Consider the following 19,742-nt stretch of genomic DNA (forward strand, 5'->3'; position numbering starts at 1 on the left):
TAACAAGTTGCGCACGACACTCCTGCCGGGATTGGCCGGAAAGCTGCATTATTTAGTGAAATGACGTTGGGGCCAGCGACCAGAAGGACCCCAGTTCTCGGCGGCAAACTACCCGTGAACCTCTGAAGTAGGCGGGCGAAGTATGTTTGTTACGCTAAGATGTCGGCTCGATCAAAGCTTGAGGGGGAAACACATCGACGCTGTTCCAACTCTCTCCCGCATTCAGCAGTGAGTTTATGCCCGGCGATTATTGGTCGCCGTTTCCCTCCCAAAAAATGTTCAACCTTTGCAAGTTTCGCTTCGACTTGGCGATTCTTGACTGGCAATCATAGACTGGTCTGTCGCCGTCTTTCGTTTCTCGCGAAATCTGTCAATCACCTTTTCAGTAAGCCTTCTACAACATCGGAACCGAGTGCCTCTCTTAACGCTTCCACTCCGTTTTTGGGTAGTCTAGATAAGCCACTGACGATGCCCTTTTTCCACGCATCACCGCGCTCCCATGCTTCCTCCCAAGCATCGCTTAGCTCATTGCCGTGGCGCGTTTCCACGAGAGCTTCGAAGAGCAAAGCGGCTTGCGTTAGATCTTTGTCAGCCTTCAAACGCCCCAACGTGTCAGTGAGTCTTCGCGACGACACAATCAGCTTGTGGACGGCATACCGCTCGGGAGCAGGAACGAGAACGTTTATGCCTTCGCGGAAAAGAAGCACTGTGCGGATAGGCTCGTAGATCAGGTAATCAAGGAACCGCAGATTCTCCGCCGACGCGCCGCCGAGGGCGGGCATGGGCGATGGCTTGCCAGTGTATTCTTCTGATCCCCGATTTCCGGTCAGGAACTCCACCCGATAGCCTTTGGCGTTCACGAAGGCGACCACCTTAGCCTTATCGGCTTGGTGCGGAACCGCTCGGAATTCAGGGTCGACTGACTGGAGGATTTCGAGGATTGGCGGGAGACTATCTTGGACACTAGCCGATATTGCGAAGTCCTGAGCGAAGTCTGCGTCGCCTGTCTGCAGCGCGGCAGAGGGCAGCCGGACACCAAGCATTCCAGCATAGGTGCTGAATGCCACCGACCCAATCAAGATGGCGCGCAGCCGAAACAACCCAGCATCGGCTAAGGCTTTTGTGACGTCCCCAGCGAAGGGATCAGGACCGGGAAGACCGGCGCGTCGCAGCGTGCTAACCATGCGTCTGCGCTCTCGGATGTTGTCCTTGATCTCTTTGTGGGCTCTTACCCGCTTAGTGATAGCTTCGTCACTCGCGGGGCCGACGTAGCTTCGTTTGTCTTTGCCCTCGGGGGTGGGGAGATCGAAATACCAATAATCGCGATCTTTGACGGTTACGGTCACAAACCATCCTTCTAAAGGGAAGTCTGCTACGAATTGTGCATCCATTGTCCGCTGCGCCAACTCCGCGAACATCGTTCTATAGCTGATGTCGATCTCTTTCATCCTTGGCCTTTTCGAATGAGTTGGTCGTACCGGCGGCGAGTTGAACTATGTCGTTATAAGTTCTTGCCAAAAACCTTATAGCCAGTCTTACCGTTAGCAGCGTTATAAGTTTCTGCCAAAACCTTATAACAAGTTGACCGCGAATAAAAGCCTAGGAAACGGCGCAAGGTATGGTGCTTGCCTGTACCAGGGCTGTCACAGGCAAAACAGGCTAGAGGGCGGGAGCCGACCATTACCCCTCCAGTCGCAAATCACAAGCCCGTCTGAAAACCCAGGCGAGATTTTATGCATTCGGGGCTGGCGGCGTTATATCCTGACGGCAGCTATTCCAATTCACAGCAAAAAAGCTGAATGGCCGCCTCGGACCTTATTCCGGACGTCAGAATTGAAAGAGCATGGGTTCTTGACTGGCAATCTGGAGAAGCGGCAGAGCGCAACTACTGAAAATGGTCAATCCAGTGTTTGAGTCTTAGCCCAAGCACCAGTGGAACCGGCGAAAGAACTGCTGCTATGGTTGAAGCGTAGCAGCTTGCTGCTTATTTGGAAAATCGTCCCCATTTGAATGGTTCCATCGAATATTTCGGCTGGCGTAGCTCGACCAGATCGGCGACGATGCGAGCCATTCCAGGACCAATCCCGAACCCATGGCCACTCATTCCGGTTGCGATTGTTAAGCCGCCAATTGGTGTATAATCGACCACCGGTAAGGCATCAGGCATTGTATCGATCATACCTGCCCAGCTTCTTACAATACGTGGCTTGTCTGTTTGAGGGAACGCCTTTGTGAACTGGCTTAGCACACGGTTGAGTTCTCTATGGTTCGGTTTGGGGTTCAGTATCCGGCACCGTTCGAATGGTGTCTCATCGTTCTGTGACCAGTGTCTTGCTGTTCGCCACGCGTCAGGATAATTCTGCGGAGCAGCAAGCTTAAAACGCGTGCTCGTAAAGTCTTCACGCAGTTGCGGTATATAGGCGCAAAAGTTTCTGAAAGCGTCCGGTCCTATGAAGAAGTCATGTGTGGACCATGGCGTCAATGTGTATCCACCATCAGCCCGCCGACGAAACGCTATCTGGTCATCCCCGGCAGCGCCATCGTGCAGCGAGTTCATGGGTTCGGTCTGCATCACGGAAGAAAGGACAGAAAGCTGCGGAATACGTATATTATGCCGTTTAAGGAACAATGTACTCCAGGCGCCAGCCGCGACAAGTACGCGCTCGCATCTTACATAGCCTTTTTCGGTTACAACGCCCTGCACCTGATTGCTGGTGACATCCAATGTCCGGACAGCACAGTTCTCGCGAATAAGAACGCCATCTTCTGCCGCAACCTCTGCGATTGTTGGAACAGTCAGGAATGGTTCTGCTATCGCATCTGATGGCGTGGTCATTCCCCCCATCCAGGCCGTACTGTCCGGCACCATAGCTCTGACTTCCCGCTGAGACAGCATACACGTATCGATACCATAGGCGCGCGCGCCATCAAGCCATTGAGTGAAGTCTTCAAGCTTTGTTTGATTGCGCGCCAGATAAGTGATGCCGTTCTGACGAAAGCCAATTTTTTCGCGAATTTTCTCGTTAATGCCTTTCCAGAGATGAATTGAGTGCATCATAATTGGCAGCTCTGCGTAATCACGCCCCTGCTGGCGAATCCAGCCCCAGTTGCGGCTTGACTGCTCGCCGGCGATACGCCCTTTTTCACAAACAAGGACTTTTAATCCTCGCTTTTGAAGTTCCCAGGCTGTCATAATGCCGATAATGCCACCACCAATGATAGTGACATCGACAGCCTCGGGGAGAGGGCCGTCGAACTGCGCTGGATTGTTCATACTGATTGGGAATTCGGACATTTAAGTATCAAAATCTCTTGGGACTATAAGGAGCCAGATCGATAGCTGGCGTTTGTTCGCTGATGAGCTCACTGACGAGTCTGGCTGTTATTGCAGAAAGGGTGACCCCCAGATGCCCGTGGCCAAAAGCGTAAATGACATTCCGGCATTTGCCCGATCTGCCAAGGACGGGCAGTGTGTCAGGGGTCGATGGACGGTGTCCCATCCATTCGGTGGCGGGTTTCCATGACTTGAGAGCCGGCACGACTCCAATTGCTTCTGGCAGCAAACTGCGAATGCGTTTGTAATTCGGCTGCGCTTTAAGGCCTGCGAGTTCATCGCCGCTCACCAGGCGCAAACCGTCATGCATTGGTGATAGAACAAACCCCTTGCCGGGTAAGACCACCGGTCCGCGTAGCAATGTCTCCGACCCTGGACCAAAACTGATGTGGTATCCACGTTCGCTTTCAAGTGAGACACGATCACCGAGCTGTTTGGTCAGTGCGGTGGACCATGCACCCGATGCGATGACGATACGATCAAAGCGCTTATTCAGGGACTCTGATTTCAGCAACACATCGTGTTCTGCCGGTTGAACCGAGGTAATAGTGTCACGAATGAATACCGCGCCAAACTTCTGAGCCGTTTCCAGATAAATCTGAGCGATCTTCTGAGGAAAGCGGACATTACCAGCATTTGGCTGGTAGAGACCTTTGTAACAGGATGCCGGATCAAGCGCAGGTTCAAGGTCCAGAAGTGCTGAACGATCAAGAACTGTGTGAACGACACCATGACGGCTCATAAGTCTGCGCTCAAGAGCCGAATCTTCGAAATCCATGCTGTCACTATAGACTTTCAGCCAGCCTTCTTGCGTGAGCATGTCGCTTGCTGAGGCAATTGTAGCAAGTTCCCGATGCGCTTTAAGTGCTTCTGAAACAAGGGGATGCATTGCTGCAGCAATTCGATCGACAGCTTTCGCTGTACCAGCTGTGATGAAGCGTCCTATCCACGGCAATGCTGCGATCGTATGATGAAGCCGCAAGACTGCCGGTGAATTGCGGTTGAACATATAGCTGGGCAAAGACCTGATAACCGCGGGTGTCGCTGTCGGTGTTATTGACCCTGTGACAATGGCTCCAGCATTACCATAGGATGTTCCAGTGCCCGGTTCTTCATTGCCGAATATGGTGACACTATAGCCAGCTTTGCTAAGCGCAAGGGCCGTGCTGCAGCCAACAATTCCAGCGCCAATGATGGCAACAGAAAGCCGCTCACCGCTTTTTTGACGATGCTCCATGATAATCAATCTATCTTATTTGCGTGACTAATTGGGTCGCGTCAGTGGTGGAGAACTTTACTCAGGAAGTCGCGAGTACGCTCATTCTGAGGGTTTCTGAAGAAGTTCTCTGGCTCACCGCTTTCAAGGATTGCCCCACGATCCATGAAGACAACACGATTAGCAACACTTCTGGCGAAGCCCATTTCATGGGTGACCACCATCATCGTCATGCCTTCTTTGGCGAGACTAACCATAACATCGAGCACTTCATTGATCATCTCCGGATCCAGTGCCGAGGTGGGTTCATCAAACAACATAATTCTTGGCTGCATACAAAGAGAACGTGCAATAGCCACACGCTGCTGCTGGCCACCAGACAGCTGGCTTGGGTAATTGTTCATACGATCAGCGAGGCCGACTTTAGCCAGCAGTTCTTTGCCCCGCTTTTCCGCCTCAGCTTTTGACAATCCCCGCACGTGGATAGGTGCAAGTGTTACATTCTCCAGCGCAGTCTTATGGGGGTATAGATTGAATTGCTGGAAAACAAAGCCGACTTCCATTCGCAATTCACGCAAGGCTGCATTCTTCGCGCTGAGATCAATACCATCAACGATGAGTTTACCTGACTGGAAGGCTTCCAATCCATTAACGCATCGGATCAGTGTGCTTTTACCTGAACCGGAAGGACCGCAAACCACGACGACTTCGCCTTTGCTGACTGTCAGATCAATATTGTTAAGCACGTGAAGCGCGCTGCCGAACCATTTGTTCAGACCCTGAAATTCAATCATTACACCTGTCCAGTTACAAAATAGGAGACTGAGTGCCACGCTCTATACGGCGCGAGAGATAAATCATCGGATAGCAGACGGTGAAGTAGCCGATGCCAACGACGCCAAAGACCAGCAGGCCGTTGGGGATGTTCTGAACGATCATCCATCCTGAGCGTGTAAGATCCATAATCCCGATGGCCGAAACCACGGAGGAATCTTTCACCAGCAGAATGAACTGTCCCACCAGAGATGGTCTTACAATGCGTAATGCCTGTGGCATGACAATTAATCGAAGCTGCTGCGAATAAGTGAAGCCCGATGCCATCGCAGCTTCTGTTTGCCCACGCGGAACAGCCATAATGCCAGAGGCAATAATTTCGCCAATAAAGCAGGCCGACAGGTTCGAAAGCGCAATCACTCCAGCACTAAAGGCCGATAGTTCGATGCCGATTGATGGCAGAATGAAGAAACAGATGAAGACCTGTACCAGAAACGGCGTGCCGCGAAACAGGTCAATATAAAGCCCGGTTACGCCCGAAAGCCATCGATTGCCGCTGGCGCGAAGCACACCAAATATCAGGCCCACAATGACCCCGATGATCAGAGAGAGCAAGGATAGCGAAACGGTCATTCCGAGGCCCTTCAAAAGAATGGGCCAGAAATTCCATAAGCGTTCGACTTGAAACCAAAACATATGCTTCCCCTGTTATCTTTCCGGCATGCGGTTGAACCGCGACCATGTTCCGGCGAGCGCTTTGAGGAGATAATAGATCAACAGAAATCCGGCGGCAGTTGCGGCAAAGCCTTCGACAGGCATGAAGCGATCAAGCGCGATTTGTTGCCCGACACGTGTGAGTTCAACAACGGAAATCAGCGAAAGAAGCGAGGAGTCTTTCACCAGCACGATTGCCTGACCGATCATTGGTGAAATCGTTGGCCTGACCGCCTGGGGCAGAATAACGAGCCTCATCCGTTGTAGATAGGTAAATCCAGAGCTTAAAGCAGCTTCAAACTGACCACGCGGAATAGAGAGAATGCCTGAGCGAATGATCTCAGCCACATAAGCTCCGGAGTTCAGTGAGAGAGCTATAATGCCTATCACGATCTCCGGAAGGAGGATGCCAAGACGTGGCAGGCCAAAATAGAGGAAGTAGAGTTGTGCAAGCAAAGGCGTCGCGCGGACGAGGTCGATATAGGCAATGCCGATCCTGCGCAGCCAGCGCACAGGCTGAATGCTTAAAGCACAAGCGACGATGCCGATGATCAACGCGCCGGTAAACCCTGCGGCTGACAACATCAATGTATTCAGAAAACCCTGCCAGAGTTCAGGCAGATATTCCGATATGACTCTTATGTTCAGATTGCCAAACATGGTTCACCGGTAACATTCGGATTTTGATCGGAGGTGCAGAATGAACGGTTCCTGCACCTCCGTCGACATCAGTGATCAGCCTGCCACTTGTTTGAATTAACCCAGTAATCAAGGTTTTCTTTCAAGCGACCATCTAGTTTGATGTTGTCGAGGAACAGGTTTGTCCAGATCATCAGATCTTGCGAGTCATATCTGACGGCATAGGCAAGAGGTTCTGAGCTGAGCATTTCAGAAAATACTTCGAACGTACCTTCAGGGTAGTTTTGAACCTGTGCAGCGACGGCTGTGTTATCATTCACGCCACACTGGGCTTGACCGGATGCAACTGCATCGAGCACCACTGTTCCTCCACCCTTGAACGCCTTGACGGTGGCTTCAGGGAAAAACTTAGGCATATTTTTTTCGGCAGTTGATCCGAGAATGACCGCAATAGTCGTTCCTGGCTTTTTGCAGTCTTCAATGCTTTTGAAGTCACCACCAGCAGCAGTGAAAGCGACTGAACCAACGTGAATCCATGGCTGGGTAAAAGCTACCTTGGTTGCGCGGCTCATGGTGGCTGTCATATCGGCTGCCAGAATGTCAGCTTTTCCTGAAAGTAGTGCCGGAATGAGACCATCCCAATCGAAATCAAGATATGTAACCTTAACGCCCATCTCCTTGGCCATAAGCTCGGTCATATCAATTGCACTGCCTGCACGATTGCCGTTTTTGTCCATAAAGGAATAAGGAGGGCCCTGCGTCTGAACAGCTACGCGCAACTCGCCGCGGGCGACAATATCGTCAAGCATTCCAGCATACGCAGGAGTGGTCTGCGCAGTGGTTCCCATTAGCGCAATAAACATAGCTGACGCCATGAGTGCATTGATTTTTTTCATCATTTTTTGAGTTCTCCCTCATTTGAGCAGTAGTAGTCCATGTCCGCGCAAGGCGGCCAATTAGAATGGTCATTGTGTCGTTAGGCTAAGGAGCGGGTTTGTCGCTCTCTTCATCTTCCCATACGCCGCGTGGCAAACTCAGCCATTTGTTATGGGATTTCATGACAACAAAAGTTTCGCTGCCCTGAATGACACCAGGTTCAGCCAGGCCGGGAAGCAATTCGCTCGTCACCCGGTATAGTTCTTCCATGTCGCCTTCAAACAGCACTTCGCACAGAAGGTCGTATCGGCCGGTTACAATACTGACGGATGTGACGAATGGCAGTTCGGACATTTTCCGCGCAATTTCATTCAGGCGACCATGCCCATTGGCATGAATACCTAAAATTGCAACGATAAGCTCAGGACGCTCCGAAACATTAACGACGCCCGAAATCCGAAAAAGCTTATTCTCGATCAGGCTTTTGAGGCGTGCGCGGATCGTTGGCGGGCTAAGTTCCAGACGGTCAGCAATCTGATTGGCACCATCGCGTGCATCATCTGACAGAAGCTTAACAAGCTTCCGGTCAATTTTATCTAAAAGTGCACGCATTCAGTTGCCCCTTATTATTTTTGTGAGGTATTGATATTTCAATATTGCGCATATCGTCAACTGTAATTTTCGATTTGGAAAAAAGTATCGGATATAATTTGCCATTTGATTAATCCGGGTTGTCAAATTTATCGAAAAGACAAAATCGCTCTGGCGAGGGCTGATCCCCGGAATAGGGTTGCAATAGCGTATGAAACAGCTGAAGGTCGGATTGCTCGGTCCGGTTGCTCTCGACTAAGATTGAGCATCAACCTGCTTCACCAAGGTACGTTGTTGACTCGGAATAAGAACTTAAACCATCGAAGTATGCGTTCAGATCGCGTCACTGCGTCTTAACGCGGAAGAAGTGAAACATTTTTGAAAGATCCGTTTTCAGTCACAGTATGCCCATACAGGGAACAGGATTGAAACATCATTTAGTTCGCTGAACCTCCTCTTGACGATCGATTATTATGAGTAAATTGTGACCTGAGGCCACAAGATTAATGCTGATCATTTGCGATTGCGCGCGGTCCATACCATCCAGGCAAGAAGAGCGACGAATGCGGCGATCATTATCGCTTGAACCCACATATACCACTGCATGATAAAAGCCTCCCTGCATCATAATGTTGCAATAAGGACAAACATTCAACCCTAGGTCAGGAGCTCGCGCGGGCTATAGAGGGGCTGCGCTTGATCGACTGTCAAACCGAACCGCCGCCTAAACATAGCCTCAAAACTTTAGGAAACATCCAAGAACAATTGAGTAATGCGGACGACTACACCTGAAGTATGGTGGCTGGAAGTGTAGGAACATCCCGCCAGACAGATCCCAGAGGACTGTCGTGAGCAACCTTGGGGCGCAAAGTTTGTGGAACATGCGGTAGGAAATGTTAAAGAACTAGTGAAATTGTAAAATGAAGTGTGTTCGAGTAATCGCCCAGCTATGACGGATTGAACCGTGCGGAAATTGTTAGGAAGTTGGACAAGACACAGCTGGAAGCACTAACCAAGGATATATGAACGCCCGAAGAGACAAGCGGCGTTTACGCTCAGATGCTGCAACACATGATCAATCGCAGCCTGGATGCCGAACTGATGGCGCAACTTGGCGCTGACATGGCGAATTGGGCAGCCCGGCCAATAAGCGGCACGTGCGGCTGGCCGGAATGGAAGACAATATCCTGGCTCTTTACGCCAATGGCTGACCCCGCGCGATGTAGAGGAGGCATTGGTCGAGCTTTAGGGCGTGACGATCTCACAGCTGCGCCTGTGGCTTGCGGAAAATGAAGGCGCCAAGTTCTGGCTTCCGGTTTTGACGGAACTGTGCCATCGCGGTGTATGCGATATCTTCATTGCCTGCATGGAAGGACTGAATGGCTTGCCAGAGGCGTCAATGCGGTGTTCCCTAAGACGCTGACGCAATTTTGCGTCGTGCATCTGGTTCGCGCCAGCCTACGCTATATGACAACGGCAGACACGTGGCAGCTCTCAAGCGCATCTATCTGTCGGCAACAGCCGATGAGGCGATTTTGGAACTCGACGCTTTCGAGGCCAAGTGGGGCACCAAATACAAGTCTGTCGTGCGGCTTTGGCGTGGCAATTCGGATAACATCATCCAGTTCATGCCAGAGATCCGCAAGGTGATTTATACCATGAACGCTATTGAATCGCTTAACATGTCCATGCGGAAGCTCACCTGCCACTGAAGGATATTCCCAAACGACGTTCTCCGTGCTAAAACTGCTCTATCCAGCTATCAATTAAGCTGCGAGGAATTGGAAGGCCCTTCACTTCTGGAAGCCTGCTGTGCAAAGCTTCCACATCATGTTCGACGACGACAGAATGCCCATCGCTGAACTATGAAAAAATGCTCGGACACACTTCAATTTACAGTCTCGAATTGGTCGACAGTCCCCACTTGGTTGTCTTCAAGGGACCGAGACTGCCTGTTGCGATTGGACCTGCAACACACTGAACCTAATGCAATTTACACAGATGTAAAGCCGAAGCCCCGCTTGATTTTATCGAGTGGCAAGAATGCCAGCAATGAGGCCAGTTGCACCGGCAATGAGAAGATACTGATTGTCGACCTTTACCCAATGCTGGCCGCGACCAGGCTTGCGAAGGCCAAAACGCTTGTGATCCTTGATTTCCTGATGGCGGCGCCAGTCACTATAATGCTGCCCTTTGTTGAAATGTCTTGAAGGGGTCTGTTTGCGTTGAACAAACTTCTGAGGTGCTTTGGCCATACCAGCACGAGACGGTTCTATCTTATGGATGACCGGCTTACGTGGTGGATTGTAGTTTTGTGCCTGAGCAATAAGCGCGCCAACAAATGAAAAATGCAATGGCAGCAAGAATAGCTTTCTTAAACATGGAACACTCCTTTTGTGTTGATATGAACGTATGGTGGTAGGAGTGAATACTAGATGAATGAATAAGGATCCAAACATTAAATAAAATCAAGGTTAAGTTACCATGACGCTGCATATCAACAGATGTTTGCGCTAACACCAAAGCCGTGCGGCTGTTGAAGGTGGGGATATGCATCATTGGAAGTCACAACGATAGCTGGATATATTCATTCGTATTCTTTGATCCGCTGGTGCCGCTCGCTGAAGGTAACTTTTATGTGAAGCGCGCCACTTACATTTAGATCCGACGCATATTTGGTGGCGATTTTTATCTGTTTTCACCTTGAGTCGCGCCCGAAGCGGGGCAAGTTTGGTGCGACCATTCCAACAGGGCTTTTGGATGGCGACGGTTATGGCTGATCTATGTTTAGTACGGTGTTGGTGCCACATCTTTTAAGCGTGGTTGTCGCAGACTTGCTCCATGCCTTGTCGCCATTCTCTCACCACGCGCGCGTGGCAAAAGAATCTTCAGTCTTTTCTCACGCCAAATTCAGCAAGATTGTGCTGTAGCCGTGATTGCTTGGACAAGCCCATTCTTGGGCACCTGCACCGAATATCCTTAGACAGCGCGCATGTTGATCTGGTGGGGCAACGAAGGAAAGCAAAGGTCCTTAAATTCGCGTCACAGGTGAGCCTTCAGAATGAATATTTTCGAGCAGAATAAACCGCTTCCAGCAACAGTCATGGATCGACGCTGTTTTGATTTATCAACTCGGGGTTAACAGGTCAATTGATTTACTTGGCCAGTATGTATTTCCCTCTAGCAACTCGTACAAATAAAGCAGCATTTGGAGGCCGATTATCACTACAGTTGTTCGCAAGATAAGAAAAATATCTTGGGTAAGGCCACCCAGGCGCAACTCGCCTTACGTCTTTCGGTGTAAATGGCTCTTGTAGAGACCTGTTCACACGCACGGCATATAGGAGCACTAGATAAGTATTTTCCCCGTCCCGTTTCATTTCGGAACAATAACTCTAAAATTATAATTAATCAAATCAGTTCACGCTTGAGTGGAGTGTGGGATTTTCCCAGATCCGATAGTCGGCAATGTGTTCTGCTTTCTTCAGTTTGGCGCGCCAGCGACATAGACTATGTGGGACGGTATTCCGTCCGACTTCAAAGCATACGATTTTCGTTGGGAATGAGGTTTGGAAAAGCGGCCATTAAATGGCTGAAGCTACGATGTCCAGCGATTCTACGATGATAAGGCGAGGAGAATAGATGGAATTCGTTCATACGATCCGCATCATGCAAGCCGCTGGTTCGCGCTCCTATCCGTCAGACTTTCGCTCTAATCAGTAGTTTACAAGATGCGTTGGAGCGTAGCGGATATTGTTTTCCCGATTTGCAATGTTAGACTAAAGTAGTACAATTGTCGCTTCAGGCAGGGAGGGCATAATGGACCAGTTGATTTCCACTTTGGCCATCAGCGGCATCGGTTTCGTCATTGTACACAACCTAATCAGATTACTGTCTATACCGGCGTTCTGATATTTGTGCTGGTTGCTACTACCTAAGGGCGAGTTGCCCCATACGAAATGAAGCTACCTTCGAATTATCGCGCGATCACATGGAGTTCGCTCGACCTGCGTGAACAGGATCGTTTATCCTACAGAGCTGGTTTCCTTTCGAAAGGAAACAACTAGGAACCGTTTCTGGGACAAGACGATTATAGCGATGAGCGTTGTTGGATGGCTATCAATAATACGAAGCGCTCAGAAAGCCGCCGTCTTAATTCTTAATTTCTTCCCCCATAACATGGATCAGCAGACTTGGAGAAGCTATCCCAAGTGCATCCTACCGTTGATGAGGCTATCTGATTATGCTGCTTCCTGCAAAAGGGAGGCGAACACTTCAGCAAGTGTCTTGAATCCAAGACACTTGCGCGGGGTTGCGTTGAGATCATGGGCGAGGGCAGTCAACTGCGCCTGGTTGACCTGCGTCAGGTCAGTGTTGCTGGGTAAGTAGCGTCGGATGCGCTTGTTGATGTTCTCAATAGCACCTTTTTGCCATGGCGAGTTTGGATCACAAAACCAGCTTCTGGCCCCCATTCCATCCTCCAAAGCTTTATACCCCATAAACTCGGAACCGCGATCAAAAGTAAAACTGCGACGTGCATGATAAGGTAGAGCTGCAAAGGCCTGAATGATTTTGTTCATGATAGGTTTTGAATGCCGACTGTTGTTTTTGATGATGACGCAATAACGACTTTTGCGTTCAACAAGCGTCATGACATTGGCTTCTCCAAGGTCACGTTCAAAGATAATCAAATCACCTTCCCAATTGCCAAATTGCAACCGATTGCCAATAAAATCAGGACGTTGATGAATGCGAAACGCTTCTGGAATGCGGGAACTGCGCGATCGTCTGGTATCGCGTGGGCAGCGTTTTGTTCGCATCTCGGCAAGGTGTTCATACAGCTTCAGAGCGTATTCTTCCTTTGAATAGATGAAGCGATAGATTGTTTCGGCACACAGTCGTATCGCGCTCAGGCCATAGCTAACCAGTCGTCCGCAGATCTGTTCCGGCGACCAATGGGCTTCCAATTGTTCTATGACGAACTTGCGCAGCTCTGGGTGACGTCTGAGCTTGCGCAACCGTGTTCTGCGGTCTTTGCTGATGTTGTCGGCAACAACGCTATGATAGCCATTATAGTCTGGAATCTCAGTATCCCGAAAGCTGTTGCGTTTGATCTCGCGATAGATTGTTGAGCGATGACGACCCATCAGTCGCGCTATATCGCCGAGAGGGACTTTAAGCTGTTTAAGCTCAAATAACCGACGACGTTCCGGCAAGTGATCTGTGAATAGCAATTTGACATCCAATTTCCTCCATGGCTAACCACATGAATTCATTGGCATGTTGCAGTTTAAAATAGAATGTACCGATACGGATCGCCAATATCTCGAGACGCACTTTTACCATCAGTGAGACTCATAATTCCCTGCTCCAGTTTGTCTATGTAGCGACGGGTTTGCGTGTCTCCCCACTCTTTACGCGTATACCGAATAATACTTCTCAAATCGCCTTCGGCTTTCGCGGTCAGAAGATAGTTTTTCAAGTGCGGCCTTCGATCAGTTCTTCATCTAGAATCTCACGAATAGTCTTATTCGAAACTTTTCCCAAAAGTCCTTCTTCGACCCGGGTTTTCACTATGGCTCTTAATTCCTGCCAGGCTTTGTCGGCATCGTTGTCACCGGGAAACAACCGCTCTAAAGCATATTGTTTAATGGTTTTTCCTTGCAAGGCAGCAAGGGCCTTCAGGCTCTGATGCTGCTTATCGGAAATATCAATCGTCAGGCGGCTCATGGGCGATTTCCGTACAATTTTACAAACCCACATTAGCACACTTGTAGCGATTGCGCTATGCCGGGAATGTTCTGTCACCCGATCTAACTCGTCGAGGTAATTCGGTCATTAGAAAATTTGAAGTGTTCGCAGCAGTGTCAGGCCAACACGAATTAGGCACAGGATTATCGCATATCAAAGAACGCTTGATCAGACTGGCGTATAGCCCCGTTTTATTTTTTGAAGATGTAAGCGATCTAACGCAGCCTAGACATCTTGCGAGCTATCAAATGATTGGCACTTTGACTGGCCGGAGCTGCCTATTCGCCCCCAGTTACGAGTAAATACCCAGACACCAACCAGATCAGGCTCAACAGACAAGCCATAAAAACGCGCCATGTTTTGTGACGGATTTCTGCGTAGCAGATCGACGTGCAGATAATTTGAATTATTCATACACGGGAGTTTGATTTACCGCTCAGATCATATCCAATGAATGTTTTGAATCAGTCGGCGCTGAATGATTCAAAACTTTGTTGCATTCCAAAACTTTGAGGTCACGGCGAACAAGGAAAATCTCGGTCCTTTAATTGCGTCTCCTGATCAAAAAATCACACCCCCCATACTGGAACAATCAGCACCATCGGTGTCTCCCGGCTAAGGCGTAACGATCAAAAAACTCCTCGTAGAGACGCTATTTGCGCGATTCCCGAACGCTTACTTTCCGAGTTTCTGATAGCGTTTGATGAGCCGGTCGCGCTTGAGCTTTGACAGACGCTGTATCCAGAAAATGCCGTTAAGCTGGTCGATCTCATGTTGATGACAGACCGCGAGCAAACCGTCGGATTCTTCTGTCTGCTCATTGCCGTCCATGTCCTGATAGCGGATATGGATGCGGGCATGTCTTTCAACATTATCCACGACACCCGGCATGGACACGCTGCCTTCCTGATGGCGGATTTTCTCATCGGAAGCCCAGATGATTTCGGGGTTGATGTAGGTCCTGGCACTGTCGGGGCCAGAAAGCTCGAGCACCACCACGCGTGTCAGAACACCAATATGCGGGGCAGTGATACCGATGCCGGGAGCTGCCCGCAGCGTATCGAGCAGGTCCTGCGCGAGAATGCGCAGATCTTTATCAAAAACCGTGACGGGCGCGGCAATCGCCTTCAAACCTGCATCCGGATATTTGAGGATCTCTCTCACGCTCATTTTGCTTCTCTGCTCTTTGCGGTCCATCGGCTATGCGCTTGAGCAATGTCTTCATTTCGCAGAATGCGCAAGCGGGCACTGCAAGATGCAGTGCCCGTCAGCGATTTTAAAGTAGGATCAATTCGGCGCGATTATTTGGCGTTCAGAAAATCTGCGACTTCGAGCAGGATAAACTCGTTGTTCGCAGCTTCGCCGATCTGACGACCACCTGAGAATGGCAGGTTGTTGTCGTTGGCGATCAGGATATGCGTGTCATCAACGCGCATTACGTCTTCGATGGTGAAGAACGGGAAGGTGAACTTGCCCTTGAGGTCGCGTGCTGCTGCGGTCTTCAGGATCGCCTTGTTGTCCGGGTCCTGAATGTCCATCAGATTGATATGGCCGATGCGGTGGATATAGCCGTCTGCATCGATCTTGGATGTATCGACGAGAACGATGTTCTTGACCTTGGCTGGCAACGGATAGCAGGCCGAAAGGTCATCGGTCTTGCACTCAAGGCTCGGATCGCCTTCACCATTGTCACGCTCGATGACCAGCGCACGGGTGTCGTCGATGAAGTTGAAGTCGCCGATAGCAGTCGCACCTTCAGCGAGGCGGAAGCGGTAGCTGTTGCCGGTCCATTCACCCTTGTCGGTGTCGAAAGTAATCACACGCAGGAAATCGCCTTCCGGCTTGCCGTTCTCGTCAGAAAGCGGCTTTTCAAGCATGGCCCAGAGCTGATTGGTCTTTGGCTGTAGCGCCATGCCTTCATAACCGCCCGAACGCTGAACGCGATAATCCTTGCCGGCAACCGCAGGCACCACGATGCCCGGTGTATCCGGACCCATCAGCTGCTTGCCATCGAGCATGGTTGGGTAGACGGCTTTCACACGGCCATCGAGACCAGCGCGAATGATGTATGGGCCGAACTCGTCACCGATCCAGATCTCGTCATTGAGATACTGAATGCTTTCCGGATCGAAATCAGCACCGGTCAGGTAACGACCATCGGTGCCTTCATAAGCGATACGGAATGGCACCTTCTTATCGGGGTCGCGCAGGAATACCGATTCCACGCGCTCAACCTTGCCGGTTTCGAAATCTGGCTTCATGCGATGGAAGAACAAAAGCGCATCGGGGCTGTTTGCCTTGGTGCCGAAACCGTTGTCGGTCAGGGTAAAGATGCTACCATCGGCTGCACGGTTCATCGCAAAGCCCGACATGCCCTGCACAGGCTGGCCGATGAAGGGAAGGGAGATGCCGGTGGTGTGGCTGCCATAGGCCTTGCCGACATCACCCATGACGGTCATCGGCTTGTCGTTGCGGGTCTTGCCGGTGAACTTGCCGGAAACCCATGCATCACGGGGAGCATCTGCAGGCGGTGTAATCAGAGTCAGAGCTGGCAGATAGGCATGACCTGCCAGTTTTGCGGTAAATGTCTCTTCAGCCATTGCCGAAGATGTCATAGCAATTGTTGCAATGGAAGCAAGAAGATAGCCAAGGCGCATAGGGAACCCCTCAAATTGCGGAAACAAACGCAATGGTCCTTAAAGGTGCCCTGTGACGCGTGGTTATCATCACGATAAAGGTTTGATGACAGGTCCTATGGAATTCTGATTGCCACGAACTGCGTGAACTGACCGGCATTGAAATTATTGTCGGATGCAATCACCAGCGTTTTGGCACCATCAATTTCCGGGCCCCAAGTGATGGATTCGATATTGTCGATATCGAGACCGAACGTACCTTCATCGAGACGCAGAAGCAGTTCCTTCCTGAGCGGTGTTGCGGCGATCCCCTCAAGCGATGATTTGCCGTTCACATCAGTCGCACCATCGAAGGATGCGCGATAAATGCTGATGCGGTTGCCCACACCGTGAGCGTAGCTTCGTTCGACCGTGAGAAGGTTCGGGCCGTCCGTTACAAGTTCGCTCAATCCATTATCGTTCCAGAAAGGTGGAAGCGTTGCCTTTGCAAAAATGGGATCGGTTTCATAGACATGCTCGGCGGTTGCCTCACCTGTCGCAATATCGAACGAGATAATACGCGATTTGCTGCCCTGTTCGAGTGTGACAATGTCACCATCCTGAGCCAGCGCGTTTTCTGTGCCAGCCAGAAGCGTCTTACCGTCCGCAGTGATGGCAAGACCTTCAAAAGCCAGGTTGTTTCGGGTGCCGCGTGTTTTATTTTCATCCGGCAGATAGGCTTCCGGCAGTTTGAACTCGCGAACAAAAGTGCCGTCGAGTTTCATTGCACGGACAGACGGCTTTCCTGTGCGATCGCCTTCGCTGGACCAGTAAAGCGTCTGGCTCGCCGGATTAAAGCGGATGCTTTCCGCATCGACATCCTTGATTGCGAAAGGCTTTCCCTCTGGATCAAGCAGGGTATTCGTTTCCAGAATATCCAACCCATGAATGCCAGCTCCATCAATATCGAGCTTGAGCTTATAGAATCGGGCAGGAGCCTTCTCCGACCGGTCATCGGAAATCGCATAATAGACATTCTGGGCCGGATCATAATCAAGGCCGGAAATGCCGCCAAATTCAATGCCATTGAGTTTCAGCCCGGTCGGCAGAACAAACTCACCAATCAGAGCAGGGGTCTGGTCTTGTGCAAAGACAGGCATCGCTGTGCCGAACAGAAGTGCAGCCAAAGGAATGATCGAGAGCGTGTTGCGTATCATAATGTCACCAGTCTGATTGATCCGCAGACAAATAGCCGACGTTTTTTACACTGACATGAAAGGAGGCATGAAACTTCAGCATGAAACGCACGCTTAAAATTGTCGAGCGATCAAAATAGCCGGCAAACTAAAATTTACGAATAAAACAGCTGGCTGTTATACCAGTGTCATCTAATTTTCTTATTTGAGCCTCGCACACATTACACAGTGGGGATTTCTGATATGCGCAAACTGCTTCTTGATCTCGCCTCTGCAACTATGTTGACGACGGCAGCCGATGCTGCAACCGTCTATCCGATTGACCGGGCGACAATCCTTGTCAACTCGCCGTTCGATTTCAAGGTTGAGTTCGATAAGGTCGTCAAGCCAGAGGACGTGAAAGTTACCGTCAATGGCCAGGACTACGAAGCTGTATTTGGCAGCAAGGCCGAATTCACTGCTGAAGAAAAAGGCGCTGAAGACAAGGTTCTGGGTTCTGCCCTTATTCTGCGCGGTCTGAAAATCGGCAAGGCCGGCGATTACAAGGTTGAAGTCTCTGCTGGCGATGAAACAAAGTCGGTCAACTGGGATGTTTACTCGACCGGCAATGAAGCCAAGGCCAAGAACATCATCTTCCTGATTGCTGATGGTCTTTCGGTTGCCCACCGCACCGGTGCGCGCATCATGTCCAAGGGCATGAGCGAAGGTAAGGCCAATGGCCGTCTTGCTATGGATGACATCCCGCCAGTTGCTTTCATCGGCACCTCTTCGACCCATTCGATTGCGACCGACAGCGCCAACACCATGTCGGCTTACATGACCGGCCACAAGTCACGCGTGAATGCACTCGGCGTTTATGCCGACCGCACGCCTGACAGCCAGGACGACCCGAAGGTCGAAACAATTGCCGAAGCAATGCGCCGCGAAACCGGCAAGTCGATCGGTATCGTCTCGACCTCGGAGCTTCAGGATGCAACACCTGCAGCGCTGGTCTCTCATACGCGTAAGCGTTCCGATAAGGCTGATATTGTCGGCATGATCTATGATGTGAAGCCGGATGTTCTTTTGGGCGGCGGTTCCGCTTACTTCCTTGCAAAAGACGTTCCGGGCTCCAAGCGCAAGGACGACAAGGACTATATCCAGCTGTTCAAGGATGCAGGCTACGCGCTGGTCACAAGTAAGGACGAGCTTGCTGCATCAGGCACATCCAATCAGGACAAGCTGCTCGGTCTTTTCCATACCGGCAATATGGACGTGACGCTTGATCGCGAGTTCCTCAAGAAAGGCACGGTTGACAAGTTCCCGAACCAGCCGGGTCTGGTGGAAATGACCAAGACTGCTCTCGAAAAGCTCTCCAAGAACCCGGAAGGCTTCTTCCTGATGGTTGAAGGCGCATCGGTTGATAAGATGAGCCATCCGCTCGATTGGGATCGCGCGCTGGTCGAAACTATCGAGTTCGACAAGGCCGTTGGCGTTGCCCGCGAATTTGCCGAAAAGAACCCGGACACGATGATTATCGTCACCGGCGATCATACCCATGGCGTTGCCATCATTGGCACAGTTGATGATGAAAAGCCAGGCGAAGAAATGCGCGAAAAGGTTGGCACCTATGATGCCGCCGGATTCCCGAATTACGAAGACACCAATGGCGACGGTTATCCGGATCGCATCGATGTTTCGCGTCGTCTGTTCCTCGCCGCCAATAACGGCCCGGACCATTACGAAACCTTCCGTCCAAAGATGGATGGCGCTTTCGTACCGGCCGTTAAGAACGAAAAGGGCGAATATGTAGCCAATGAGGCTTACAAGGACGTTCCGGGTGCCGTCTTCGTTCAGGGCAACATCCCTAAGGAAGATGACACCGGCGTTCACGCGGTCGATGACGTTGTTCTGCAGGCAACGGGTCCGGGTTCCGAAGGTCTTCGCGGCTATATGGAACAGAGCGATGTTTATCGCGTGCTCGCTGACGCTTTTGCGCTCGGCAAGGCAAAGTCTGAGTAATCTTCGTTTGATTAAGGGCAGGCGGGTTTCTCGCC

At 50.7% G+C, this 19,742-nt stretch carries 16 protein-coding genes and 2 pseudogenes; 2 read left to right on the plus strand and 16 right to left on the minus strand.

Annotation, left to right across the window (positions count from 1 at the left end; genetic code table 11):
- Positions 1-374: 374 nt before the first annotated feature.
- The 8 genes from ACSME1_RS13720 to ACSME1_RS13755 all read right to left on the minus strand — a co-directional run bounded on the left by ACSME1_RS13720 (position 375) and on the right by ACSME1_RS13755 (position 8,165).
- On the minus strand, positions 375-1,448 hold the full coding sequence (locus ACSME1_RS13720; RefSeq protein ID WP_024895660.1) for a nucleotidyltransferase family protein: 1,074 nt from the start codon (positions 1,446-1,448) through the stop codon (positions 375-377).
- A 536-nt stretch (positions 1,449-1,984) separates the two neighbouring features.
- Positions 1,985-3,295 carry an NAD(P)/FAD-dependent oxidoreductase gene (locus tag ACSME1_RS13725; RefSeq protein WP_024895659.1) on the minus strand — a complete coding sequence of 437 codons (1,311 nt, stop codon included), beginning with the start codon at positions 3,293-3,295 and terminating at the stop codon, positions 1,985-1,987.
- A gap of 7 nt (positions 3,296-3,302) precedes the next feature.
- Positions 3,303-4,571 carry an NAD(P)/FAD-dependent oxidoreductase gene (locus ACSME1_RS13730; RefSeq protein ID WP_024895658.1) on the minus strand — a complete coding sequence of 423 codons (1,269 nt, stop codon included), beginning with the start codon at positions 4,569-4,571 and terminating at the stop codon, positions 3,303-3,305.
- 41 nt (positions 4,572-4,612) lie between these two features.
- Entirely contained in the window at positions 4,613-5,344 is a 732-nt protein-coding gene (locus ACSME1_RS13735; protein ID WP_024895657.1) for an amino acid ABC transporter ATP-binding protein, read from the minus strand.
- A gap of 13 nt (positions 5,345-5,357) precedes the next feature.
- Positions 5,358-6,020, minus strand: coding sequence for an amino acid ABC transporter permease (locus tag ACSME1_RS13740; RefSeq protein ID WP_024895656.1), 663 nt, complete (start codon positions 6,018-6,020; stop codon positions 5,358-5,360).
- A 12-nt stretch (positions 6,021-6,032) separates the two neighbouring features.
- Positions 6,033-6,698, minus strand: coding sequence for an amino acid ABC transporter permease (locus ACSME1_RS13745; protein ID WP_024895655.1), 666 nt, complete (start codon positions 6,696-6,698; stop codon positions 6,033-6,035).
- Between the two features lie 68 nt (positions 6,699-6,766).
- Positions 6,767-7,576 carry an ABC transporter substrate-binding protein gene (locus ACSME1_RS13750; RefSeq protein ID WP_244430430.1) on the minus strand — a complete coding sequence of 270 codons (810 nt, stop codon included), beginning with the start codon at positions 7,574-7,576 and terminating at the stop codon, positions 6,767-6,769.
- Between the two features lie 82 nt (positions 7,577-7,658).
- A complete protein-coding gene (locus ACSME1_RS13755) occupies positions 7,659-8,165 on the minus strand; it encodes an Lrp/AsnC family transcriptional regulator (RefSeq protein ID WP_024895653.1) in 507 nt (168 codons plus the stop codon).
- 1,005 nt (positions 8,166-9,170) lie between these two features.
- Here ACSME1_RS13755 and ACSME1_RS13760 point away from each other — a divergent pair.
- Positions 9,171-10,013 (plus strand): annotated as a pseudogene (locus tag ACSME1_RS13760) (transposase); the annotation flags it as partial.
- A gap of 158 nt (positions 10,014-10,171) precedes the next feature.
- Here ACSME1_RS13760 and ACSME1_RS13765 read toward each other — a convergent pair.
- The 8 genes and pseudogenes from ACSME1_RS13765 to ACSME1_RS13800 form a co-directional block, all read right to left on the minus strand.
- The gene (locus tag ACSME1_RS13765; RefSeq protein WP_244430429.1) at positions 10,172-10,507 is read right to left on the minus strand and encodes an RcnB family protein; all 336 of its coding nucleotides are present in this window, start codon (positions 10,505-10,507) and stop codon (positions 10,172-10,174) included.
- Positions 10,508-12,385: 1,878 nt separating this feature from the next.
- Positions 12,386-13,386, minus strand: a pseudogene (locus tag ACSME1_RS13770) (IS30 family transposase).
- Positions 13,387-13,434: 48 nt separating this feature from the next.
- The gene (locus tag ACSME1_RS13775) at positions 13,435-13,626 is read right to left on the minus strand and encodes a type II toxin-antitoxin system RelE/ParE family toxin (protein ID WP_051514703.1); all 192 of its coding nucleotides are present in this window, start codon (positions 13,624-13,626) and stop codon (positions 13,435-13,437) included.
- A complete protein-coding gene (locus ACSME1_RS13780; protein ID WP_024895651.1) occupies positions 13,623-13,874 on the minus strand; it encodes an antitoxin in 252 nt (83 codons plus the stop codon). Before ACSME1_RS13780 ends, ACSME1_RS13775 begins: the two co-directional genes overlap by 4 nt.
- Before the next feature lie 246 nt (positions 13,875-14,120).
- Positions 14,121-14,309, minus strand: a complete 189-nt coding sequence (locus ACSME1_RS13785; RefSeq protein ID WP_084486643.1) for a WGR domain-containing protein — start codon at positions 14,307-14,309, stop codon at positions 14,121-14,123.
- A 261-nt stretch (positions 14,310-14,570) separates the two neighbouring features.
- Positions 14,571-15,065: a peptide deformylase gene (locus ACSME1_RS13790; protein WP_024895650.1), complete on the minus strand. Its 495-nt coding sequence runs from the start codon at positions 15,063-15,065 to the stop codon at positions 14,571-14,573.
- Positions 15,066-15,196: 131 nt separating this feature from the next.
- A complete protein-coding gene (locus ACSME1_RS13795; RefSeq protein ID WP_024895649.1) occupies positions 15,197-16,552 on the minus strand; it encodes an esterase-like activity of phytase family protein in 1,356 nt (451 codons plus the stop codon).
- A gap of 95 nt (positions 16,553-16,647) precedes the next feature.
- A complete protein-coding gene (locus ACSME1_RS13800; protein WP_024895648.1) occupies positions 16,648-17,727 on the minus strand; it encodes an esterase-like activity of phytase family protein in 1,080 nt (359 codons plus the stop codon).
- A 222-nt stretch (positions 17,728-17,949) separates the two neighbouring features.
- Between ACSME1_RS13800 and ACSME1_RS13805 the strand changes: the two genes are divergently transcribed.
- Complete coding sequence (locus tag ACSME1_RS13805; protein ID WP_435655406.1) at positions 17,950-19,707, plus strand: alkaline phosphatase; 1,758 nt, start codon at positions 17,950-17,952, stop codon at positions 19,705-19,707.
- Positions 19,708-19,742: the final 35 nt, after the last annotated feature.

The organism is Brucella pituitosa (assembly GCF_965577835.1).
Classification (GTDB): domain Bacteria; phylum Pseudomonadota; class Alphaproteobacteria; order Rhizobiales; family Rhizobiaceae; genus Brucella; species Brucella pituitosa.